Raw genomic sequence first — 18,162 nt, 5'->3', positions numbered from 1 at the left:
AGGAGCCCACGATGACCACCGCGTTCACCACCGCGCCCACCGCCATCCCCGCCGCGCCGCGCACCCGCTGGCGCGGCACCGGCTTCGGCACCCAGGTGCTCGTGCTGACCCAGCGCTCGCTGCGCGCCCTGGTCAGCGACCCGCGCATGATCGTGTTCAGCGTCCTGCAGCCGCTGGTCATGCTGACCCTGTTCAGCCAGATCTTCAGCAGCATCGCCAACACGCCCGGCTTCCCCCAGGGCGTGGCCTACATCGACTTCCTGATGCCCGCGATCCTGGTCAACACGGCCATGCAGGCCGCGCTGCAAGCGGGCGTCGGGCTGGTCACCGACATGAAGAACGGCGTGCTGGCCCGGTTCCGCTCGCTGCCCATCCGGCTGGGCTCGGTGCTGGTCGCGCGCAGCCTGTCCGACCTGGTCCGCACCGCCGCGCAGCTGCTGCTGATGCTGCTGTTCGCGGTGCTGGTCTTCGGCTTCGCCCCGGCGGGCGGGATCGCGGGCACCGCCGCGGCGCTGGCGCTGGCGCTGGCCGTGGGCTGGGGCCTGGGCTGGATCTTCCTGGCCATCGCGTCCTGGCTGCGCAACGCCGAGCTGATGCAGACCGTCGGCTTCCTGGCGATGTTCCCGCTGATGTTCGCCTCCAGCGCCTACGTCCCGGTCAGCGGCCTGCCCGGCTGGTTGCAGGCGGTGGCCGAGGTCAACCCGCTGACCTACGCGGTGGACGCGGCCCGCGCACTGGCGCTGGCGCACCCGGTGACCGGGGTCGTCGGCGCACTGGGGACGACCACGGTGCTGGCCGCGGTCGGCTGGGTGCTGGCGGTGCGCGGCTTCCGCCGCCCGCTGTCGCCCTGACCCGGCCTGCGCTCACCCCTTGCCCGACATCTTGCGCAGCATGGCGTTGTAGGCGGCCAGGTCCGCGTCGCCGTCCGCGTCCGCCCGGCGGTCGGCCCGCCGGGCGTCGCGGGCGTCGGAGCGGGCCCACTGCACCAGCAGCGCCACCATCACCACCAGCAGCGGCACCTCCCCCGCCGCCCACGCGATGCCGCCGCCCAGCCGCTGGTCCTCCAACTGCGAGGAGACCCAGGGCAGGCCGAGGGAGCGGTAGAAGTTCTCCCCGATGACGGTCTGCGAGCTCATCAGCACGATGCCGAAGAAGGCGTGGAACGGGATCGAGGCGAACAGCAGCCCCAGCCTGCCCAGCGGGGGCAGCCGGTGCGGCGCCGGGTCGATGCCGATCACCGGCCAGTAGAAGATGTAGCCGACCAGGATGAAGTGGGCGTTCATGGCCAGGTGCGCCCAGTGGTAGCCCAGCGCCACGTCGAACAGGCCGGAGAAGTACAGGCCGTAGAACGAGCCGACGAACAGCGCCAGCGCCACCAGCGGGTTGGTCAGCAGGCGCGACACCGGGGAGTGCACGAACGCCAGCAGCCACTCGCGCGGACCGGGCGGGTTGCCCTTGCCCGCCGTCGGCAGCGCGCGCAGCGCCAGCGTCACCGGCCCGCCCAGCACCAGCAGGATCGGCGCCAGCATGGACAGCAGCATGTGGCTCTCCATGTGCACGCTGAACATCGCGGGCGCGTACCGGCCCAGCCCGGAGGAGGTGGCCAGCAGCAGCGTCAGGCAGCCCGCCAGCCACGCCGCGGTGCGACCGACCGGCCAGGCGTCGCCACGCTTGCGCAGCCGCCGCACGCCCAGCGCGTACAGCACCCCCAGCACCACCGCCGCGGTGCCGAAGACCAGGTCGAACCGCCAGTCGAACAGCAGCCGGGCCGCGGTCGGGGCACCGCTGAGGTCGTAGCCGATGAGCAGTTCCACGGTGCTGGGCAGCGCCCGGCCCTCGGCGGGCGGCGGCGTGCGGCTCAGCGCCGAGGCCAAGCCGAGCGTGGCGAACATCAGCAGCACCTCGACACCCGCCAGCCGCAGCAGCGCCCGCCCCGAGCCGGTTTCCACGACCTGCCGGACGCCCTTGGCGCGCTGGAAGTAGCCGATCACGCCGAGCCCGGCCAGCGCGGCCGTCTTCGCCACCACCAGCAGCCCGTAGTCGCTGGTGAACACCTGGCTCAGCGGCAGCCGCACCCAGGCGTTGACCACGCCGGAGACGGCCATCACCACCCAGCACACCAGCGCCAGCTTGGAGAACCGCGAGGTGGCCAGTCCCAGGTGCGCGCCGCCGCGCCGCCCGTGCGCCAGCAGCGCCACCAGGCCGCCGACCCACAGCGCCGCCGCGACCAGGTGGTACAGCAGGCTGTTGGTGGCCAGGTCGTGCGAGCCGCCGCCGGACGAGTGCCCGGTCACCGCCACCGGCACCAGGGCGAACACGGACAGGAAGAACAGCGCCGCGGTCCAGCCCCAGGACAGCACCAGCCTGCACCCCAGCGCCAGCAGCGCCACCAGCACCGCGGTGATCATCCACGCCTTGGCCTGCTCCAGCAGGCCGACCAGCTGCAGCAGCACCGGGGGGTCGAGCAGGGAGGTCACCGGCTGGCCCAGCGCGTCGGCGACGGTGAACGGCACCGCCAGCAGCGCGGCCAGCGTCCACACCAGCGCCGACCAGCCCGCCGTGCGCAGCGCGGCGTAGCCGTCGGCGGCCACCGTCCCGGACGCCTGCGGCGGCACCAGGAAGGCGGCCAGCAGCAGCGAGCCGATGGTCACCACGGCGGCGGATTCGGCCAGCACCCGCACCACGAGCATCCCCGACGCCGCCTCGCCGGTCAGCGCGGCGAGACCGGCCGCGAGGAACGCGGCGATGGCGGTGCCGACGACCAGCAGGGGGATCAGGCCGGTGCGCGCCGGGCGGGCGCTGGTCGGCTGGACCTGGGTGGAAGTCACGAGTCGAGAGTAGGCGGCCCGGCAAAGCCGTCGGCAACCGCCGGACGTGCGCAGATCACACCGGCTACGGTTGCGCGTCGTGACCAGCTCCCGCACGTGGACCGCGCTCGCGCTGACCGCGCTGGCCCTCACCGGTTGCAGCTACAGCGTCAACGGCACCCCGCTGCCGGGGGCCGGGTCCGCCCCGCCGAGCGCGCCCGCCACGTCCTCGGCGGACGCGCCGCCGAAGATCGGCAGGCAGCGCTCGGTGGCGGGCGTGGACCCGTGCTCGCTGCTCACCACCGGCGACCTCGCCGACATCGGACCGCCGAAGAAGGAGCCCGCGCGCAAGGACGACGTGATCCCGGAGTCCTGCCAGTACGTGCTCGACGACGGCACGCCCGCGGGCCGGACCGTGGTGACCGCGCTCTACCAGAAGTACGAGCAGGTGCGGGCACGCCAGGCCAAGGGCAGCGAGGAGGTGCTCGAAGGACACTCGGCCTGGGTGCTGTGCGACCTCAGCGGCAACGAGATGGCCTGCACGGTGACCATCGCGGTTAACGCCAACCGCAGCGTCCTGGTGGCGATGACCCAGCCCGGCGGCGCGGCCGAGCGGATGCTGGCGGTGATGCGACCGCTGGTCAGGTCCGCGCTGAACCGACTTCCCCCGGCGTGAGCTCGCGTGCGCGGGCGCGGGCGGCCAGCCACACGGCGGGCACGATGAGCGCGATCACGACCGCCACGAACCCCAGGGAGACCGACAGGGAGCTGGCGTGCGCCAGGCCGCCGACGATGGGCGGCCCGGCCAGGAAGCCGGTGTAGGCCACCGTCGTCACCAGGCCGATCTCGCGCTCGCCGCCGGTGCCGTCGGCACGCCGCCCCGCCTCGCCCGCCAGGTCCATGACCACCGGGAACGAGAACGCCAGCCCCAGCCCGGCCAGCGCGAAGCCCGCGTAGCCCAAGGCGGGCAGCGGCACCAGCACGGCCAGCGCGAGTCCCGCCGCGGCCACCACCGCGCCGCCCGCGAGCAGCCGGTACGGACCGAAGCGGCGCTGCGCGGGTTCACCCAGCAGCCGGGCCGCCGCCATGGTGATGGAGAACCCCGCGTACGCCGCGGCCGCCGCGCCCTCGCCGATGCCGCGCTCGCGGACGAAGAACAGCGCGGACCAGTCCGCCGAGGCGCCCTCGGCGATCGCCGAGCACAGCGCGATGCCCGCCAGCAGCCACAGCACCGGGCGGCGCAGCACCGGCCGCTGGGCTACCTGCTCACGACCGCGCTCCGGGGAACCGCCCGGCACCGCCCCGGCGACCGCGAGCAGCAGCAACAGGCCGGCCACCGCGGCGACCACGAAGTGCCGCAACGGGCTCCACCCCGCCGCGGCTGCGGCCGCCGCGCCGACCGAGCCGACCAGCCCGCCGACGCTGAAGCCCGCGTGGAACTGCGGCATCAGCGGCCGTTCCAGGGCGCGGACCACCGACACCGCGGCGATGTTCATGGCGACGTCCAGCGCGGCCACCGCCGAGCCCAGGACGAACAGCACCAGGCCCAGTTGCAGCGGCGTGCCCACCAGGCCCACCACGGGCAGCACGGCGGCGCTGAGCACGCCGCTGCCCAGCACCACCGCGCGGGAGCCGACCGCCGCGCAGACCCGCGCGGCGAAGGGCGCGGTGAGCGCCAGCCCGAGGCTCGCGCCCAGCAGCGCCAGGCCCAGCACGCCCTCGCCCGCGCCGACCTGCTGGGCCAGCGCGGGGATCCTGGCCGCCCATGAGCCGTACACCGCGCCGTTGAACAGGAAGATCGCGAAGACCGCGACGCGTGGAGTAGCCATGCGGAGCAGTGTGACTGAAGCGCTTCAGAACAGCCACTCGCCGATCTCGTTAGTCTCCTCACGTGGACGTCGACCGGCCGCGCAAGCCGACCCTCGACACCGTCGCCGGTGCCGTCGGGGTCTCGCGCGCCACCGTGTCGAACGCCTACAACCGCCCCGACCAGCTGTCGGCGGCGCTGCGCGAGCGCATCCTGGAGACCGCGGCGGCCCTGGGCTACCCCGGCCCGGACCCGGTCGCCCGCAGCCTGGCGACCCGGCACAGCGCCGCGGTGGCCTTCATGCTCGGCCAGCAGCTGTCCGCGTCGTTCTCCGACCCGGCGCTGTCGATCGTGCTGGACGGCCTCGCCTCGACGGTCGACGGGCACGACCACTGCCTGGTGCTCATGCCGGGCGGAGCGGACCGGGGCGGCCCGCGCCCGCAGACCGTGGCCCGCGCCCAGGCCGACGTCGTGGTGGCCTACTCCCTGCCCGACGACGCCCCCGCCCTCGCCGCCGTGCGCGCCAGGGGGCTGCCCATGGTGGTCATCGACCAACCGGTGCTGCCGGACACCGCGCGGGTCGAGGTCGACGACGCGGGCGGCGCCCGGCTGGCCGCCGCCCACCTGCTGGAGCTGGGCCACCGCCGGTTCGCCGTGGTGACGTTCAGCCTGCGCCCCGACGGCGGCAACGGCCCGGCCTCCCCCGCCCGGCTGGCGGAGGCGACGTTCCGGGTGAGCCGGGACCGGCTGACCGGCTACCTGTCCGAGCTGCGCGCGGCGGGCGTGGTGGACGTGCCGGTGTGGGAGTGCTCCGGGAGCAGGCGCGAACTGTCCCGCTCGGCGGGCAGGACCCTGCTGACGGGCGACGACCGCCCCACCGCCGTGCTGTGCGCCTCGGACGAACTTGCCTTCGGCGTCCTGCAGGCGGCCCGCGACCTGGGGCTGGCGGTGCCGGAGGACGTGTCGGTGGTGGGTTTCGACGACGTCCCGGCGGCGGAGCACGCCGAACCGCCGCTGACCACGGTGCGTCAACCGCTGGTCGACAAGGGGCGCCACGCGGGCGAGCTGGCGCTGAGACTGCTCGACGGCGGTAGACCGGGGCCACCGACCAGGCTCGCCGTCACGCTGGTGGAACGCGCCTCGACCGCGCTTCACACGTGATCTACCCCACTTTTGCGGCTTGTTGAGCGGACAACCGGCCAGAAGTGGAAACGGTTCGGGCCTTCCGGACGATGTGTCCGGTGGGGCGGCTGCGCTGCTACGCCGCGTGGTCGACGCCCCTCCAGCCTCCGTAGCTCAGTGGAGAGAGCGAGGGACTTCTAATCCCGAGGTCGCAGGTTCGAATCCTGCCGGGGGCGCATGAGTGCTGGTAGGACGTCCGGGGCCGATCACTGGTCATGATCGGCCCACGTCAAACCCACATGATTCACTTCTGCGGTCGGAGCCTGTCCAGTGCCGCCGCGGCTGCCGTGCCGACCGCCCGGCGGTTCATGTAGACGTCTTGGGTCATGCTCACCTGGGATCTTGCGCTTGCGCATCCCTGCGGGCCTGGTGCGCTCCCGCACCACCAGGCCCGCACCGGCCACCCGGATGACCGTGCCTTCCAGCGCCACCGCCGAGGCGTTGAAGTCCGTCCACGTCCAGAGCGGCGCTGGGAGTAACCATGTCATCGTGCACATCGCCTGCCTGCACGCGCTCGGCTCGATCGGCGCGGCCCACCACATCACCAGCACCGTTGCTGACCTGTTCTCCGAGTTCGGCGACTCCGAGTTCAGCATGGCGGTCACGACCAAGTTCGACGGCCTGACGCCCGAGACACCGAAGGTTCTCGTCCCACCACGGAAGTGGGCCTAACCGTGTTCCGCGGTGCGAGCCTTGCTGGCAGCGGCTCTCCCGATGGCGGTCAGGACCGCTGGGCAGACTGCGGCACGAGCGCGGTCGTGCTCGACGGGGCATCCAGCTTCACCCCCGCCGTCGTGGACGCGACGCACTACGTCGACCAGCTCTGCGCCGAGCTGGCCCACCGACTACGCGGCCACGAGGGCGACCTGGTCGACGTTCTCGGTAGCTGCATCGCCGCAGTGGCAGGCCGGTTGTCCCTGCAACGCGGACAGTCACCGTCATCCACGGTACTCATAGCCAGGGAACGCGGTGACAACTTTGACGTTCTCGCACTCGGCGACAGCACCGCCGTGGTGTCGCGGAACGGAGAGGTCGACCGCATCACCGACGACCGACTAGCCGCAGTAGGCCACGACATCCGACGCCAGTACCAATCGAGGCTGACTACTGGCGTCGGCTATGACGACACACACCGTCGACTCTTGCGGCAGCTCCAGGAGCAGGAGTTGACAGCACGGAACACTTCTGGCGGCTACTGGATCGCAGAGGCCGACGAGCGAGCCGCCGAGAAAGCCGTCCTGCGAACGTCCCCGCTCTCCGAGGTCGACTGGTGCGTTCTGGCCACGGACGGCGTTCAACGCCCAGTGGATCACCTCGGTATCCGATGGTCGGACATTGCGCACATGAGCGCCGCCGAGTTGGCCGAACTACTGGCCGAACTGCACCGCTGGGAAGCAGTCGACGACCCCGACGGCATAGCCCTACCTCGCTCGAAGCGCCACGACGACAAGGCCGTAGTCGTCTGGACCCGGCCCCGGCTCTAGCCCGCCGTCCAGCAGCAGCGGCGCACACGTGTTCAAAGTTTTCTCTTCATCAAGGCGGCCCCTGCCGAGGCCACACGCGCCGCTGCGCCTCAGGCCGCGCGGCAAGGGCGCGAGGCCCACCCCGGCACCCACACCTACCGGCGGTCGGAGGCACGCACGACCTGGCAGCCGCCGCAACACACGTATGTTCCGCAAGATCAGCGAGACGGTGCTACTTACTCCTGGCCTTCGCCCTCGGTGTAAGTCGGTCGCCTGTCGCGACCTTGTTGAGCACGCCTGCGGCGATCTCGGGCATGCGTTTGCCCTTGAAGGTCTTTCCGCTCGCGACGACCTTCACGAACTTACCCGTGCTCGCCCGCTGCCGCTTTTGCCTTCCCTCGACTCCGCTGCGGTTAGATCCAGTGGATCGACTCGGCGGAGGAGGCACTCTTTGGCCGACCACCGTCAGAATTGCCTGCTCCAGCACGTCAACACGCTGCTCCAAGCTCCCGTCCCCATCACGGGCGCGCTCCAACAGCGTCCGGATCCACGCGCTCGGCTTCATGTGCTCGGCGTTAGCGCGCTCGCGAACCCAATCAAGCAGCGACTTGGGGAGCCGAAGGGAAGTCGTGACCATAGGATCGTCGACGGTGTCGACTTCCCACTGACCTTCTTCCATGCTTTCACTCGTGTCGTGCGAGTCATAGTAGTCGCGAAGATCCTGGATTCTGCTCATGGCGAGTGCCCTTCGATGAGTGGACGTTCAGTTGGCCTTCCGGTCGAATGTGCGACGTTCCTGTTGGGTCATGTCACGAGCGGTCACCACGAAGTGACCGCCCACCAGCGCCTCACTGAGGATCACCAGTAGGTAGCAACCAGCATCCGTTTGGCCGTACACCTCAGTGACGTCCTCCCTGCCTCGCCGCGTCAAGCGTGGTCTGGTGTAGACCACCTGTTCCACCTCGTCGGGAGACACCTGATGGCGCGCGATGTGCGCCTCGGACTCGTCTGTCCAGTGGATCTCCCGCACTTGACCAGTGTAATACTTCGCATTGCATCGTGCTACAGCGTCGCACATGGCCGCACGCCCACTAATGGACAACGGCTCGCCTAGAGGCATCTAGGGGCAACGTCATGTCCGGGACGCCAGGGGCGCGGTCCGTCCGGTCGCCCTCCAGCGGCGGCTGTGCTCAGCGGTCGGTGAGGCGCGCCAGTGAGGTGATGAGGCGTTCGGCGATGTCGGGCGGCCAGGGGAAGGCGGGGGCGGCCACTCGCTGGTCGGCCAGGCCGTGCAGGCCCAGCCACAGCGCGACCGCGTCGGCGAAGGTGTCGGTGCTGGTCGAGCAGCCCGCGGTGACGCAGTCGGCCAAGGCTTCGGCGAGCAGCAGCATGCTCGACCGGCCGAGGGTGGCCATGTCCTGCTCGGTCACCGACGCCGTGCTCAGGTCGGGCGTCCAGACTCCCCCGAACATGGCGCGGTAGCGGCCGGGACGTGTCCGCGCGAACTCCAGGTAGCTGTGGCACAGCGCCAGCAGCCGTGCGCGGGGCGCGTCGCCCGCGGCGTTCACGTCCGCCCGCAGCCGCTCGTCCAGTTCCGCGAAGGCGTCGCGGGTCACGGCCAGCATGATGGCGGGCTGGTCGGGGAAGTGGCGGTAGATGGACGGGGCCGCGATCCCGACGCGGCGAGCGACGGAGCGCAGGGTGATGGCGCTCTCGTCACCGGTTTCCTCGAGCAGGTCGACCGCCGCGGCCACGATCTCCTCGCGCAACCGAGCGCCTTCCCCACGGCGGTTGCGGGCACGGGTGCGCGTCGTCGACCCGTCTTCTGCCATTGCGTCAGCTTACAGCGCGAAGCCTATGGACGACGCGGTTCGATCTCCGTCGCGGCACGCGGGCTCCGCGCTCCCGTGTCGTCCAAGTGCGCCAGTGCGGTGATCACGCGTCGGGCGGTGCCCGCAGGCCACGCGAAGTTGGTGCTCACGGCCGACTGGTGAGCCAGGCCGTGCAGCCCGAGCCACAGCGCGACCGCACCGGTGGCGGGTTCGGCGCTGGTGGTGTGCCCCGCGCGGGCGCATTCCTCCAGCACCTCGCGGAGCAGGGTCAGACATCCATCGCCCAGTGCCGCCAGGTCCGCCGCCGTCGGTGATGTTCCGCTGGACGCGGGCATCCGCGCTCTGCCGAACATGGCGCGGTAGCGCTCGGGGTGCCACCGGGCGAAGTCCAGGTAGCCGTCGCAGACGGCGAACAACCGGTGCCGGGGGTCGTCGCCCGCGGTGGCCAGGCCGTGGCGCAGCGCCGCTTCCAGTTCCGCGAAGGCCCGCCGGACCGCCGCCAGCACGATGGTCGACCGGTCGGGGAAGTGGCGGTAGATCGACGGCGCCGCGATCCCCGCCCTGCGGGCGACCGATCGCAGGCTGATCGCGGTCCCGTCGCCGGTCTCGTCGAGCAGTTCCGCCGCCGCGGCGACGATCCGCTCGCGCAGGCGCGTTCCCCCGCCCCTGGGGTTGCGGGCACGAGCGGGAGGGGCCTGGTCGTTCGCCACGTCATCACCTCACGTCCGAAAACTTCCGCGGGTCCTCTTGCCCCTCACAAGCTAACAGCTGTAGCCTTACGGATGTAAGCAAACGGGAGTACCGGAGGAACGCCATGAACGCCATCACCGCCACCGAGGTCGTCATGCCGGGCAAGGTCGAGCCCGACGGCCTGCGCGTGCGGTCCCGCAAGCTGCCCCCACCCGCCAAGGGGCAGGTAGTCCTGCGGATGGAGGCGACCGGCGTGTGCTTCGCCGAGCAGCAGATGCGGCTGGGCAGGTACTACGACCAGCCTGCGTTCCCCTTCGTGCCCGGCTACGACGTGGTCGGCACGGTGACCGCCGTCGGCGAGGGCGTGGACGTCGCGATGATCGGCCGCCGGTACGCGGCGGTGACCATGATCGGCGGCTGGGCGAGTTCCCTGCTGCTGGAGGCGGCCGACCTGGTGGCCGTGCCCGACGAGGTGGGGTCGGTCGAGGCGGAGGCCGTCCTGGTCAACGGGATCACGGCCTGGCAGATGCTGCACCGCACCGCCGCGGTCGCACCGGGCGCGACGATCGTGGTGCTGGGCGCCAACGGAGGTGTCGGTTCCCTCCTGGTGCGGTTGGCCCTGCACGCCGGGATGACGGTGATCGGCACCGCGTCGGCCCGGCACCACGACATGCTGCGCGAGATCGGCGTGAGCCCGGTGGACTACCGCGACCCCGACATGTACCGGAAGATCCGGGAGTTGGCGCCCGAGGGCGTGGACGCGGTGTTCGACCACGTCGGCTCCGACCTGGCCGAGTCGTGGCGGCTGGTGCGGCGTGGCGGGACGCTGGTGTCCTACGGCACGGCGGCCGCGAAGAACGACACCGGCAACTCCCAACTGCCGGTGCTGAAGTCCTTCGGCCGTCTCGCGGCCTGGAACTACCTGCCCAACGGCAAGAGCGCGCACTTCTACAACCTCTGGGCGGGCAAGCGCTGTCCCGACGCCTTCCGGGCCCGCATGCGCGAGGACCTGACCGAGGTGCTGCGCCTGGTGGCCGACGGTGCGCTCACCCCGCAGATCGCGGCGGAGTTCCCGCTGACCGAGACCACCGCGGCACTGGAACTGGCCGAGTCGCGCACCACCGCGGGCAAGATCGTCATCGTCCCCTAGCGGCGAACGCCCCGGCGCCGCCACACCGGCCACCACCGGCCGACATCGCCCTGCCCACTCACCCGGAGGCACCAGTCGTGACCACCACCGAACTGCCCGTCCCGACGAGCACCACCAGCATCGTCGCCCGCGCGGTTGGGGTCGACAACCGCACCACCTACATCAGCTTCGGGCTGGCCTACCTTCTCGGGCACGGCAGCAGGGCGATCTCCAGCGGCGCCGACCCGCTGGTCGCCCTCCCCGCCTGGTTGCCGGTGGCGCTGCTCGGCTCCGGTCTCGGCGCGGGCACCGTCCTCGCCACTCTCGCCGCCACCCGCGCCCAGCGCGACGCCGACGGACCCGAGGCCGTGACCGGCAAGCTGCTGGGCGCGTCCTGGATCACCGCCTTCATCGGGCTCTTCCTCGCGATCACCGGGCTCACCGCTGTGCCGGGCATGCCGGATCTGCAGAGCACGCTGTGGCCCACCGGTTCCGGTTTCGTCGTCGGACTGCTCTACCTCGCGGAGGGCGCCGCCCGCCGCAACGTCCTGCACTACCTGCTCGGCACTTGGCTCACGCTGATCTCGACCGCGGCGCTCTTCCTCGCCACCCCCGGCACGTTCTGGGTCCTCGCCCTCGCGGGTGGTGGCGGCTACGCGCTCGCGACCGTCCTGGAGTACCGCCGCGTCGCCGCGGCCCGCTGACATCCCGACCGACCGATCGAACGTCCCGAGTGGACGATCACGCCGTGCGGTTGTCCACGCGGGGAGCGTGGAAGACGGCCGACACGGCGTCGTCGAGGACGGCTTCCTCCTCGCCGCCACCCGGCCGCGCGACGGGGATGATCCGGGTCAGGGCGATGCCCTCGACGACCGTGAGCAGGAAACGGGCACGTCGCTTGTCGTCGGCTTCCGGAACGGCACCCTGCTCGGTGAGAACGCGGAGCCAGCCCGCGATGGCGTCGAGCGCCCTGGCCGTGTAGGACGCCCACGCGTTGCGCGCTTCGGTGCCACCGCCGGGGCCGAAAGCCGCGTTCAAGACCTTCAGCCACTTGTCGGCCGTGCTCTGGTCTGCGGGTTGCAGCGGGGGGAGCAGTTGCGCGAGGCATTCGCGGAGCCGCACCTCGGCGGGCAGGGAGGTGTCGTGGATGCGCAGGTCGGACGGCGTCCCGTCGAGGGCCGCGGCGAAGACCGCCTGGTGCAGCGACCGCTGGGTGGGGAAGTAGTGGCGCAGGGTGCTGGCCCCGATGCCCGCCCGCTCGGCGACCGCCCGGACGGTGAGCGTGGCCTCCGGGTCCTCGGCCAGCAGCGCCCTCGCCGCGTCCACGATCTCCTGCCGTCGACGGCCGGGCATAGATCTCCTTGTCCTCTCGTCGGCGCGGGGCGGACGAACGGTCGCGGCGGCAGGCGGTCCGGTGTGGACACCAGCGCGTCGGCGATGCCGCCGACCAGCGGAAACCAGCGGCGAACCGCAGCACCCCGGACCGGATGTTACCCCGGACGAACCGCCGAGCTCCCCTAGCACTTTGTACTAGCACGTTGTACTGGTACGTTGTACTAGTGGCGCGATCGGGCGCGGCACCGGCGAAGGAGTGCGCGTTGCCCGCCCCGCCGCGCGTCGCCCGCACCGCCCGTTCGTCACGCAGGCCGGTAACCGCAGCTCAGATGGGAAGTCCATGGCTGGAACAGGTCCAGGACGGCAACAGCTCCGCAGGCCGGAGGCCGACACCGTTCGCATCCCCGCCGCCGCGCGTTCGGTCGCGGCGGCGGGGCAGTCCCCCGAAGCCGGTCGGCGCTCGGGGTCGCGGTGGCGGAACAGCGACTACTCGGCGGCCGAGCGCGAACAGGCGAAGCAGGCCTGGCGGAAGGTCGTGCCGTGGGAGCACCCGATGACCCGCGGCGACAAGGTGCTGGTGTTCTCGACGCTCGGCGTCGTGCTCCTGATGCTGGCCTCGATGCCGGTGCGGCCGTTCCTGGTGGCCTCGCACCCGATCGCGCTGAGCGCGGTCACCGGCAGCCTGTCCGCGATCGGCGCGGGCGCGGCGTTCGCCAGGATCGGCGAGGGCGAGCTGTGGTGGGTGATCGTCGTCGGCGCGTTCGGGATGGTCAAGTTCGACTGGTTGTTCTGGTTGGCGGGCCGCCGCTGGGGCATGAAGATCATCGCGCTGTGGGCTCCGGGGGCGGGCGCGAAGCGGTTCGTCGACCGGATCCGGTCGTGGCCCCGGTGGACGATCCCGCTCGCCGTCGTCGTGGCCGCCTTCCCCGGCGTTCCCGCACCCGCGGTGTTCGCGCTGGCCGGACTGAGCCGGATGCGCCTGGTCCCCTTCCTGATCGCCGACGCGATCGGCGCCGGAGCGGTCGCTGGGCTGGTCGCGGGGCTGGGCTACGGGGTGGGACAGCACGCGGTCGATGTCGTGCTGGTGATCGACGACTACGCCCTGTGGATCACGTTGGGGCTGGTCGTGCTGGTGTCGTTCCGAGCGGCCGTGCGGGGCTTCAAAGAGGACCGGGAGCGAAAAGCCGCGGCTCGCGACGGGAACCCGCGTTCATGAGCGGCGGGTCGGCGGAACACGTCCACCGCATCCGGCGCGCGGACGAGCCCGTGGAGATCAGCTGGGACGAGTGGGCCGTACCCACCGTGGTCGCCGATGACGAACTCGACGTCACCTTCGGGGTGGGCTACGCCCAGGCGCGGACGAACGCGGGCCTGGTGCTGGAGCTCTACGGCATCGCCCGCGGGTGCGCGGCGGCGCTGTGGGGGGCGGAGTTCCTGGCCGAGGACACCTTCGGCGCGCGGTTGGGCCTGGACGCGCAGAGCGATGTCTGGTTCGACGCGCAGTCGCCCGAGACCATCGACAGGATCGCGGCGTTCTGCGAAGGCTTCAACGCCGCGTGCGCGCAAGACCCGGCGCTGGGCGCGGGCCGGCGGGAAGCGCTCCCCGTCACCCCCCGCGACGTGGTGGCCCACGCGCTGCGGACCTTCGTGCGCTTCTCGACGGTGGACGCGACCGGGCGGGCCTTCGCCCCGGACGCGTTCGTCGACGCGGCGGGGTCGAACGGCTGGGCGGTGTCGGGCGGGTTCTCCTCGACCGGGCACGCCCAGTTGATCATCAACCCGCACCTGGGCTGGCAGGGCTACCACCGCTGGTTCGAGGTGCGCACCGTCCACCCCGGACGGGACTTCCACGGGGTCCAGCTGATGGGGCTGCCGTGGCAGAACATCGGCTGCAGCCCGGCCGTGGCGTGGGGGCACACCGTCAACCCGGTGCCGAACCTGACCGCCTACGAGCTGGATCTGGTCGACGGCACCTACCTGTTCGACGGCGAACGCCGTCCGGTGACCACCGTCGAGCACCGGATCGAGGTGGCGGGCGGTGCGGCGACCACCGTCACCGAGCGCCGCAGCGTGCACGGGCCGATCGTGACCGCCCCGGACGGGGCCGAGGTCGCCGTGCGGATGGCGGGCACGCTGCACCACCCGGCGACCTCCGCGCTGGAGGGGTGGTGGCGGATGTCGCAGGCGGGCGGTGTGGCGGAGCTCTTCGCGATCCACGACGCGTCGCCGCTGCCGCTGTTCAACGTGATCGCCGCGGACTCGACGGGCTCCATCGGGGCGCTCTACTGCGGCACCCCACCGGTCCTGCCCGGCGCGAGCCATGCCGACCTGCAGCGCAGGCTGCCCGGCCACGACCCGGCGTGGCTCTGGGACGCGGTGCACCCGGCCTCGTCGATGCCGAGGGTTCTCGACCCCGAGTGCGGGTGGGTGCAGAACTGCAACGAGACGCCGTGGCTCTACACCGACCCGCCGCTGGACCCGTCCGCGTACCCGGAGTCGATCGCCCCGTCGGTCTGGACGATCGACGACCTGCGTGCGTACGCCTCCCGCGGCAGGCTGGTCGGGCGGGAGCGCATCACCCCCGACGAGCTGCTCGGGCTCAAGTACACGAGCCGTGCGCTGCTGGCCGATCTCGTCCTCGACGACCTGCTCGCCGCCGCCGCGGGCCGGGAGGACCTGCGCGCCGCGGTGGAGGTGCTGACGGCCTGGGACCGGCACTGCCACCACGACAGCGGCGGCTACCTGCTGTTCCTGCTGTGGGGTCTGCGCATCGTTCCCCAGATCCCCGATCACACCCTGCTGGAGCGCCCTGCCGAGCCAGGCGGGATGCCGGGACCGCTGCGCGATCCGGCCTCGGGTGTGGAGGTCCTGCGCGCTGCGGTCGACACCATGGTCGACCTCGGATTGCCGCTGGACGCCTCGATCGGGCAGGTGCTCACCCTCGGCTCCGGCGAGCACGCGGTGCCCGCCGACGGCGGTTCGGGGGTGCTCGGCGTCCTGAAGTCCCTGGAGATCACCGCCGGGGCGAGCGGAGTGCGGCTGTTGCTGGGCGACACCTGGATCTCCCACGTCCGCTTCGGTGGCGAGCACGGCCCTCTGGCGCAGAGCCTGCTCGTCTACGGCAACACCACCGAACCGTCCGCGCCGCCCGCGCGGTCCCAGTACGCCCTCTGGGGAGCCGACCGGCTGCGCCCGCAGCGATCGGACGACGGGTGACCGACCGCCTGCCGGGGGCGCTGGGAAGAGGAGCCCGACCGGTCAGCCGGGGATCTCCAAGCGCGTGCCGTCCACGCGGGTGCCGGACTGCTTGAGCCTGCGCAGCACCGGGGCGACCTCGACCTCGCGCACGCCGTCGAGCCCGCCCGTCCGCTCGGTGATGTAGCGGTAGAGGTCGTCGAGACTGCGGCAGGTGAGCCAGGCGATGACGTTGGTTCGACCGGTGACGGCGGCGACGAACAACGTCTCCGGGTGCTCGGACAGCGCCCGGCAGGTCGCTTCGACCGCGGCGGGCTGGACGGTCAGCCACAGGTAGGCCTCAACCGGGTAGCCCAGCGCCGTGGCGGACAGGTCGACGTGCAAGTAGACGACGCCGTCGGTCAGCAGCGTCTCCAGGCGTCGCGCGGCACGCCCCTCGGAGATCCCCGCCGCCCGCGCGAGAGCTCCGATCGACGCCCGTCCGTCCCGGCCGAGGGCCTTGAGCATGGCGTAGTCGACGGGTTCGAGGGAGCCGATGACCCGGCTGGTCGCCCGTCGCGAGGTGGGCATGTCGCGGGCGAGCCGCTCGACCTGGTCGGGGGTCAGCACGTCCTGGTCCCCGATCAGGTCGGTCGCCCTGCCTCCGACGAATCGGCGCAGGACCACCGACAGCGCCACGTCGAGGACCGCCCCGGAGCGCGGGAGGCGTCCCAGCAGCAGGTGCTCGCGCTGCTCCTGCGTGTGGGACCGCACCGAGCAGACAACCTCCGCGCCGCCTGCGGTCACCGCGACCCAAGCCACGTCCCGCCGCTGCGCCAGTGCCCTGCCCAGATCGAGGACCGCGTCCGGCCGGGTGCGCACCCGCACGATCCAGTCGCTCTCACCGAGCGCGGTCGGGTCGACGTTCGCCGCCACCCGCAGCGTCCCGGCCCGGTACAGGGCGTTGTACCGCCGCGCGACCGTGCGCTCGGAGACGTCGAGCACTTCCGCGAGCCTCCGGAACGGAACCCGCGGACTGATCTGCAAGCCGCGGACAATTCGCTTGTCCAAGGAGTCCAGCGTGACTGATTTCGGCGCTGGAGACGAATTCACGTCGAAAATCTACACGCGCGCCGCCGACTGGGCCGTCCCCCTCACCTCGGGTCGAGACACTGGCCACAGCCACCTCGACCGGGAGATCCGACAATGCGCAAGTGGTTGCCCTTGGCCACTGTCCTGCTGGGCACGTTCATGCTGTTGATCGACGTGACCGTCGTCAACGTCGCGCTGCCCGCCGTGGCGGGGGATCTCAAGACGTCCTTCGGCTCATTGCAGTGGGTCGTGGAGTCCTACGCCCTCGTGCTCGCCGCGCTCGTGCTTGGCACCGGCTCCATCGCCGACCTGCTCGGCCACCGCCGCACCTACCTCGGCGGTCTGTCGGTGTTCGCGCTGTCCTCGCTGGCCTGCGGCCTGGCACCGGGCCCCGAGGCGCTGATCGCGGCCCGAGTCGCACAGGGCATCGGGGCGGCGGCGATGTTGGCGACCGTGTTCACCCTGCTCAACGGCAACTACTCCGGCCGCGACCGGGGAACCGCTTACGGCCTGTGGGGCGCGGTCGCGGGCATTTCGGCCTCGGTCGGCCCGATCATCGGCGGCCTGATCACCGAAGCCGTCTCGTGGCGCTGGATCTTCTTCGTGAACCTCCCGCTGAGCGTCATCGCGATCACGCTCGGCGCCGTCGTGCTCGGTGATGTCCACGCGTCGACGAGGGGGCGCGTGGACGTGCTCGGCGTGGTGACCTTCACCGCCGCGGTCGCCGCCCTCGTCTACGGCCTGATCCGCGCCAACGAGGACGGTTGGGGCCACCCGGCCGCGTGGGCCTGGATCACGGCCAGTCCGGTGCTGCTGGCGTTGTTCGCGGCCGTCGAGCTGAGGGCCACCCACCCGATGCTCGACCTGCGCCTTCTGCTCGACCGCTCGTTCGCGGGCGTCCTGCTCGCCGCGTTCTTCCTGTCGTTCAGCGCCTTCGCGGGATTCACCTACACGTCGGTCTGGCTCCAGTCCGTGCTCGGCATGAGCCCGATCGAGGTCGCCCTCGCCGGCTCACCGCTGACGATCGCCTCGTTCGCCGCTTCGGTCGCGGTCGGTCGGCTGCTGCACTCCGCGGAACCGGAACCGGGACCGGTGATCGCCTGCGGTCTGGCGCTGATCGGGGCGGGCGGGATCGTCGGTGGTCTGCTGCTACACGGCCCGGCGGGCTGGGACGTGCTCGTCCCTGGCCACGTGCTCACCGGGGTCGGCGCGGGCGTGGCAGCCCCGGCGCTGAGCTCGACGGCGATGAGTTCGGTGCCCGCGGAGCGCGGCGGCATGGCGGCAGGCGCGGTCAACACCGCCCGCCAGCTCGGCTTGGCCTTGGGCGTCGCCGTTCTCGGCGCGGTCTTCTCCGCCAGGGCCGGGCACGTCCTGTCCACCCGCGGCGTGCCCGACCCGGCAGGCACGTCGCGGGTCCTGTCCGCAGGCCGGGCACCCGTCCTGCTCGACGGAACGCAGGAAGGCGGCCGCACCGCCCTCGACTCCGCCCTGCGCGCCGCCTCGGCCGGTGGCGTCGGCTGGACGCTGTGGGTCTCCGGCATCGCCGCTGCCCTCGCCTGCCCCGCCGTGCTCGTCCTGCTCCGCCGAGCCCCTCGAAGCGACGCCGACCGCCTCTCGGTCACCGCTTCGCCCGAACGAACCTGACGAAGCG

At 71.9% G+C, this 18,162-nt stretch carries 18 protein-coding genes and 1 tRNA gene; 11 read left to right on the top strand and 8 right to left on the bottom strand.

Annotation, left to right across the window (positions count from 1 at the left end):
* The first annotated feature begins 11 nt into the window (after positions 1-11).
* Positions 12-851, top strand: coding sequence for an ABC transporter permease (locus JOF41_RS01555; RefSeq protein ID WP_189222180.1), 840 nt, complete (start codon positions 12-14; stop codon positions 849-851).
* Positions 852-863: 12 nt separating this feature from the next.
* On the opposite strand, the gene JOF41_RS01550 is transcribed toward JOF41_RS01555, so the two are convergent.
* Complete coding sequence (locus tag JOF41_RS01550) at positions 864-2,828, bottom strand: bifunctional copper resistance protein CopD/cytochrome c oxidase assembly protein (protein WP_229795173.1); 1,965 nt, start codon at positions 2,826-2,828, stop codon at positions 864-866.
* Between the two features lie 79 nt (positions 2,829-2,907).
* Between JOF41_RS01550 and JOF41_RS01545 the strand changes: the two genes are divergently transcribed.
* On the top strand, positions 2,908-3,483 hold the full coding sequence (locus JOF41_RS01545) for a DUF3558 domain-containing protein (protein WP_209615551.1): 576 nt from the start codon (positions 2,908-2,910) through the stop codon (positions 3,481-3,483).
* On the opposite strand, the gene JOF41_RS01540 is transcribed toward JOF41_RS01545, so the two are convergent.
* On the bottom strand, positions 3,449-4,636 hold the full coding sequence (locus tag JOF41_RS01540; protein ID WP_209615548.1) for an MFS transporter: 1,188 nt from the start codon (positions 4,634-4,636) through the stop codon (positions 3,449-3,451). The two genes, JOF41_RS01545 and JOF41_RS01540, sit on opposite strands and share 35 nt — an antisense overlap.
* Positions 4,637-4,698: 62 nt before the next feature.
* Between JOF41_RS01540 and JOF41_RS01535 the strand changes: the two genes are divergently transcribed.
* From JOF41_RS01535 to JOF41_RS01520, 4 genes are all read left to right on the top strand, one after another.
* The gene (locus tag JOF41_RS01535) at positions 4,699-5,775 is read left to right on the top strand and encodes a LacI family DNA-binding transcriptional regulator (RefSeq protein WP_189222183.1); all 1,077 of its coding nucleotides are present in this window, start codon (positions 4,699-4,701) and stop codon (positions 5,773-5,775) included.
* 124 nt (positions 5,776-5,899) lie between these two features.
* A tRNA-Arg gene (locus JOF41_RS01530) sits at positions 5,900-5,972 on the top strand.
* A 166-nt stretch (positions 5,973-6,138) separates the two neighbouring features.
* Positions 6,139-6,468 carry a hypothetical protein gene (locus tag JOF41_RS01525; RefSeq protein ID WP_209615546.1) on the top strand — a complete coding sequence of 110 codons (330 nt, stop codon included), beginning with the start codon at positions 6,139-6,141 and terminating at the stop codon, positions 6,466-6,468.
* Entirely contained in the window at positions 6,459-7,280 is an 822-nt protein-coding gene (locus JOF41_RS01520; RefSeq protein ID WP_307867166.1) for a protein phosphatase 2C domain-containing protein, read from the top strand. The genes JOF41_RS01525 and JOF41_RS01520 overlap by 10 nt, the downstream gene beginning before the upstream one ends.
* A 211-nt stretch (positions 7,281-7,491) precedes the next feature.
* Here the strand turns inward: JOF41_RS01520 and JOF41_RS01515 are convergent, their stop codons facing one another.
* The 4 genes from JOF41_RS01515 to JOF41_RS01500 all read right to left on the bottom strand — a co-directional run bounded on the left by JOF41_RS01515 (position 7,492) and on the right by JOF41_RS01500 (position 9,801).
* Positions 7,492-7,995: a hypothetical protein gene (locus tag JOF41_RS01515; RefSeq protein WP_189222187.1), complete on the bottom strand. Its 504-nt coding sequence runs from the start codon at positions 7,993-7,995 to the stop codon at positions 7,492-7,494.
* Positions 7,996-8,022: 27 nt separating this feature from the next.
* Positions 8,023-8,289: a BrnT family toxin gene (locus tag JOF41_RS01510; protein ID WP_209615541.1), complete on the bottom strand. Its 267-nt coding sequence runs from the start codon at positions 8,287-8,289 to the stop codon at positions 8,023-8,025.
* Between the two features lie 160 nt (positions 8,290-8,449).
* Positions 8,450-9,091: a TetR/AcrR family transcriptional regulator gene (locus JOF41_RS01505; RefSeq protein ID WP_209615539.1), complete on the bottom strand. Its 642-nt coding sequence runs from the start codon at positions 9,089-9,091 to the stop codon at positions 8,450-8,452.
* 23 nt (positions 9,092-9,114) lie between these two features.
* Positions 9,115-9,801, bottom strand: a complete 687-nt coding sequence (locus JOF41_RS01500; RefSeq protein ID WP_209615537.1) for a TetR/AcrR family transcriptional regulator — start codon at positions 9,799-9,801, stop codon at positions 9,115-9,117.
* A 104-nt stretch (positions 9,802-9,905) separates the two neighbouring features.
* Between JOF41_RS01500 and JOF41_RS01495 the strand changes: the two genes are divergently transcribed.
* Both JOF41_RS01495 and JOF41_RS01490 read left to right on the top strand, forming a co-directional pair.
* Positions 9,906-10,931: a medium chain dehydrogenase/reductase family protein gene (locus JOF41_RS01495; protein ID WP_209615535.1), complete on the top strand. Its 1,026-nt coding sequence runs from the start codon at positions 9,906-9,908 to the stop codon at positions 10,929-10,931.
* A 77-nt stretch (positions 10,932-11,008) separates the two neighbouring features.
* Positions 11,009-11,614: an ABC transporter permease gene (locus JOF41_RS01490; RefSeq protein ID WP_307867165.1), complete on the top strand. Its 606-nt coding sequence runs from the start codon at positions 11,009-11,011 to the stop codon at positions 11,612-11,614.
* Positions 11,615-11,651: 37 nt separating this feature from the next.
* On the opposite strand, the gene JOF41_RS01485 is transcribed toward JOF41_RS01490, so the two are convergent.
* Positions 11,652-12,263: a TetR/AcrR family transcriptional regulator gene (locus JOF41_RS01485; protein ID WP_189222192.1), complete on the bottom strand. Its 612-nt coding sequence runs from the start codon at positions 12,261-12,263 to the stop codon at positions 11,652-11,654.
* A gap of 322 nt (positions 12,264-12,585) precedes the next feature.
* Here JOF41_RS01485 and JOF41_RS01480 point away from each other — a divergent pair, with 322 nt between their 5' ends.
* Positions 12,586-13,461, top strand: coding sequence for a DedA family protein (locus JOF41_RS01480; RefSeq protein ID WP_244989482.1), 876 nt, complete (start codon positions 12,586-12,588; stop codon positions 13,459-13,461).
* A complete protein-coding gene (locus JOF41_RS01475) occupies positions 13,458-15,461 on the top strand; it encodes a penicillin acylase family protein (protein WP_209615533.1) in 2,004 nt (667 codons plus the stop codon). Before JOF41_RS01480 ends, JOF41_RS01475 begins: the two co-directional genes overlap by 4 nt.
* A gap of 42 nt (positions 15,462-15,503) precedes the next feature.
* Here the strand turns inward: JOF41_RS01475 and JOF41_RS37600 are convergent, their stop codons facing one another.
* Complete coding sequence (locus tag JOF41_RS37600; protein ID WP_307867164.1) at positions 15,504-16,532, bottom strand: Lrp/AsnC family transcriptional regulator; 1,029 nt, start codon at positions 16,530-16,532, stop codon at positions 15,504-15,506.
* A 93-nt stretch (positions 16,533-16,625) separates the two neighbouring features.
* Between JOF41_RS37600 and JOF41_RS01465 the strand changes: the two genes are divergently transcribed.
* Positions 16,626-18,155 carry an MFS transporter gene (locus tag JOF41_RS01465; protein WP_209615530.1) on the top strand — a complete coding sequence of 510 codons (1,530 nt, stop codon included), beginning with the start codon at positions 16,626-16,628 and terminating at the stop codon, positions 18,153-18,155.
* The last annotated feature ends 7 nt before the right edge of the window (positions 18,156-18,162 follow it).

This window comes from Saccharothrix coeruleofusca, from assembly GCF_017876325.1.
GTDB lineage: Bacteria > Actinomycetota > Actinomycetes > Mycobacteriales > Pseudonocardiaceae > Actinosynnema > Actinosynnema coeruleofuscum.
Note: the sequence above shows the minus strand (reverse complement) of the source record. Positions and strands in the feature narration are given on the sequence as shown.

Bases quoted from the DNA above. Each gene is read 5' to 3' on its own strand.
- JOF41_RS01515 (WP_189222187.1), bottom strand. From the start codon at position 7,995: ATGAGCAGAATCCAGGATCTTCGCGACTACTATGACTCGCACGACACG.
- JOF41_RS01495 (WP_209615535.1), top strand. From the start codon at position 9,906: ATGAACGCCATCACCGCCACCGAGGTCGTCATGCCGGGCAAGGTCGAG.
- JOF41_RS01555 (WP_189222180.1), top strand. From the start codon at position 12: ATGACCACCGCGTTCACCACCGCGCCCACCGCCATCCCCGCCGCGCCG.
- JOF41_RS01505 (WP_209615539.1), bottom strand. From the start codon at position 9,091: ATGGCAGAAGACGGGTCGACGACGCGCACCCGTGCCCGCAACCGCCGT.
- JOF41_RS01465 (WP_209615530.1), top strand. From the start codon at position 16,626: ATGCGCAAGTGGTTGCCCTTGGCCACTGTCCTGCTGGGCACGTTCATG.
- JOF41_RS01540 (WP_209615548.1), bottom strand. From the start codon at position 4,636: ATGGCTACTCCACGCGTCGCGGTCTTCGCGATCTTCCTGTTCAACGGC.
- JOF41_RS01485 (WP_189222192.1), bottom strand. From the start codon at position 12,263: ATGCCCGGCCGTCGACGGCAGGAGATCGTGGACGCGGCGAGGGCGCTG.
- JOF41_RS01480 (WP_244989482.1), top strand. From the start codon at position 12,586: ATGGCTGGAACAGGTCCAGGACGGCAACAGCTCCGCAGGCCGGAGGCC.
- JOF41_RS01475 (WP_209615533.1), top strand. From the start codon at position 13,458: ATGAGCGGCGGGTCGGCGGAACACGTCCACCGCATCCGGCGCGCGGAC.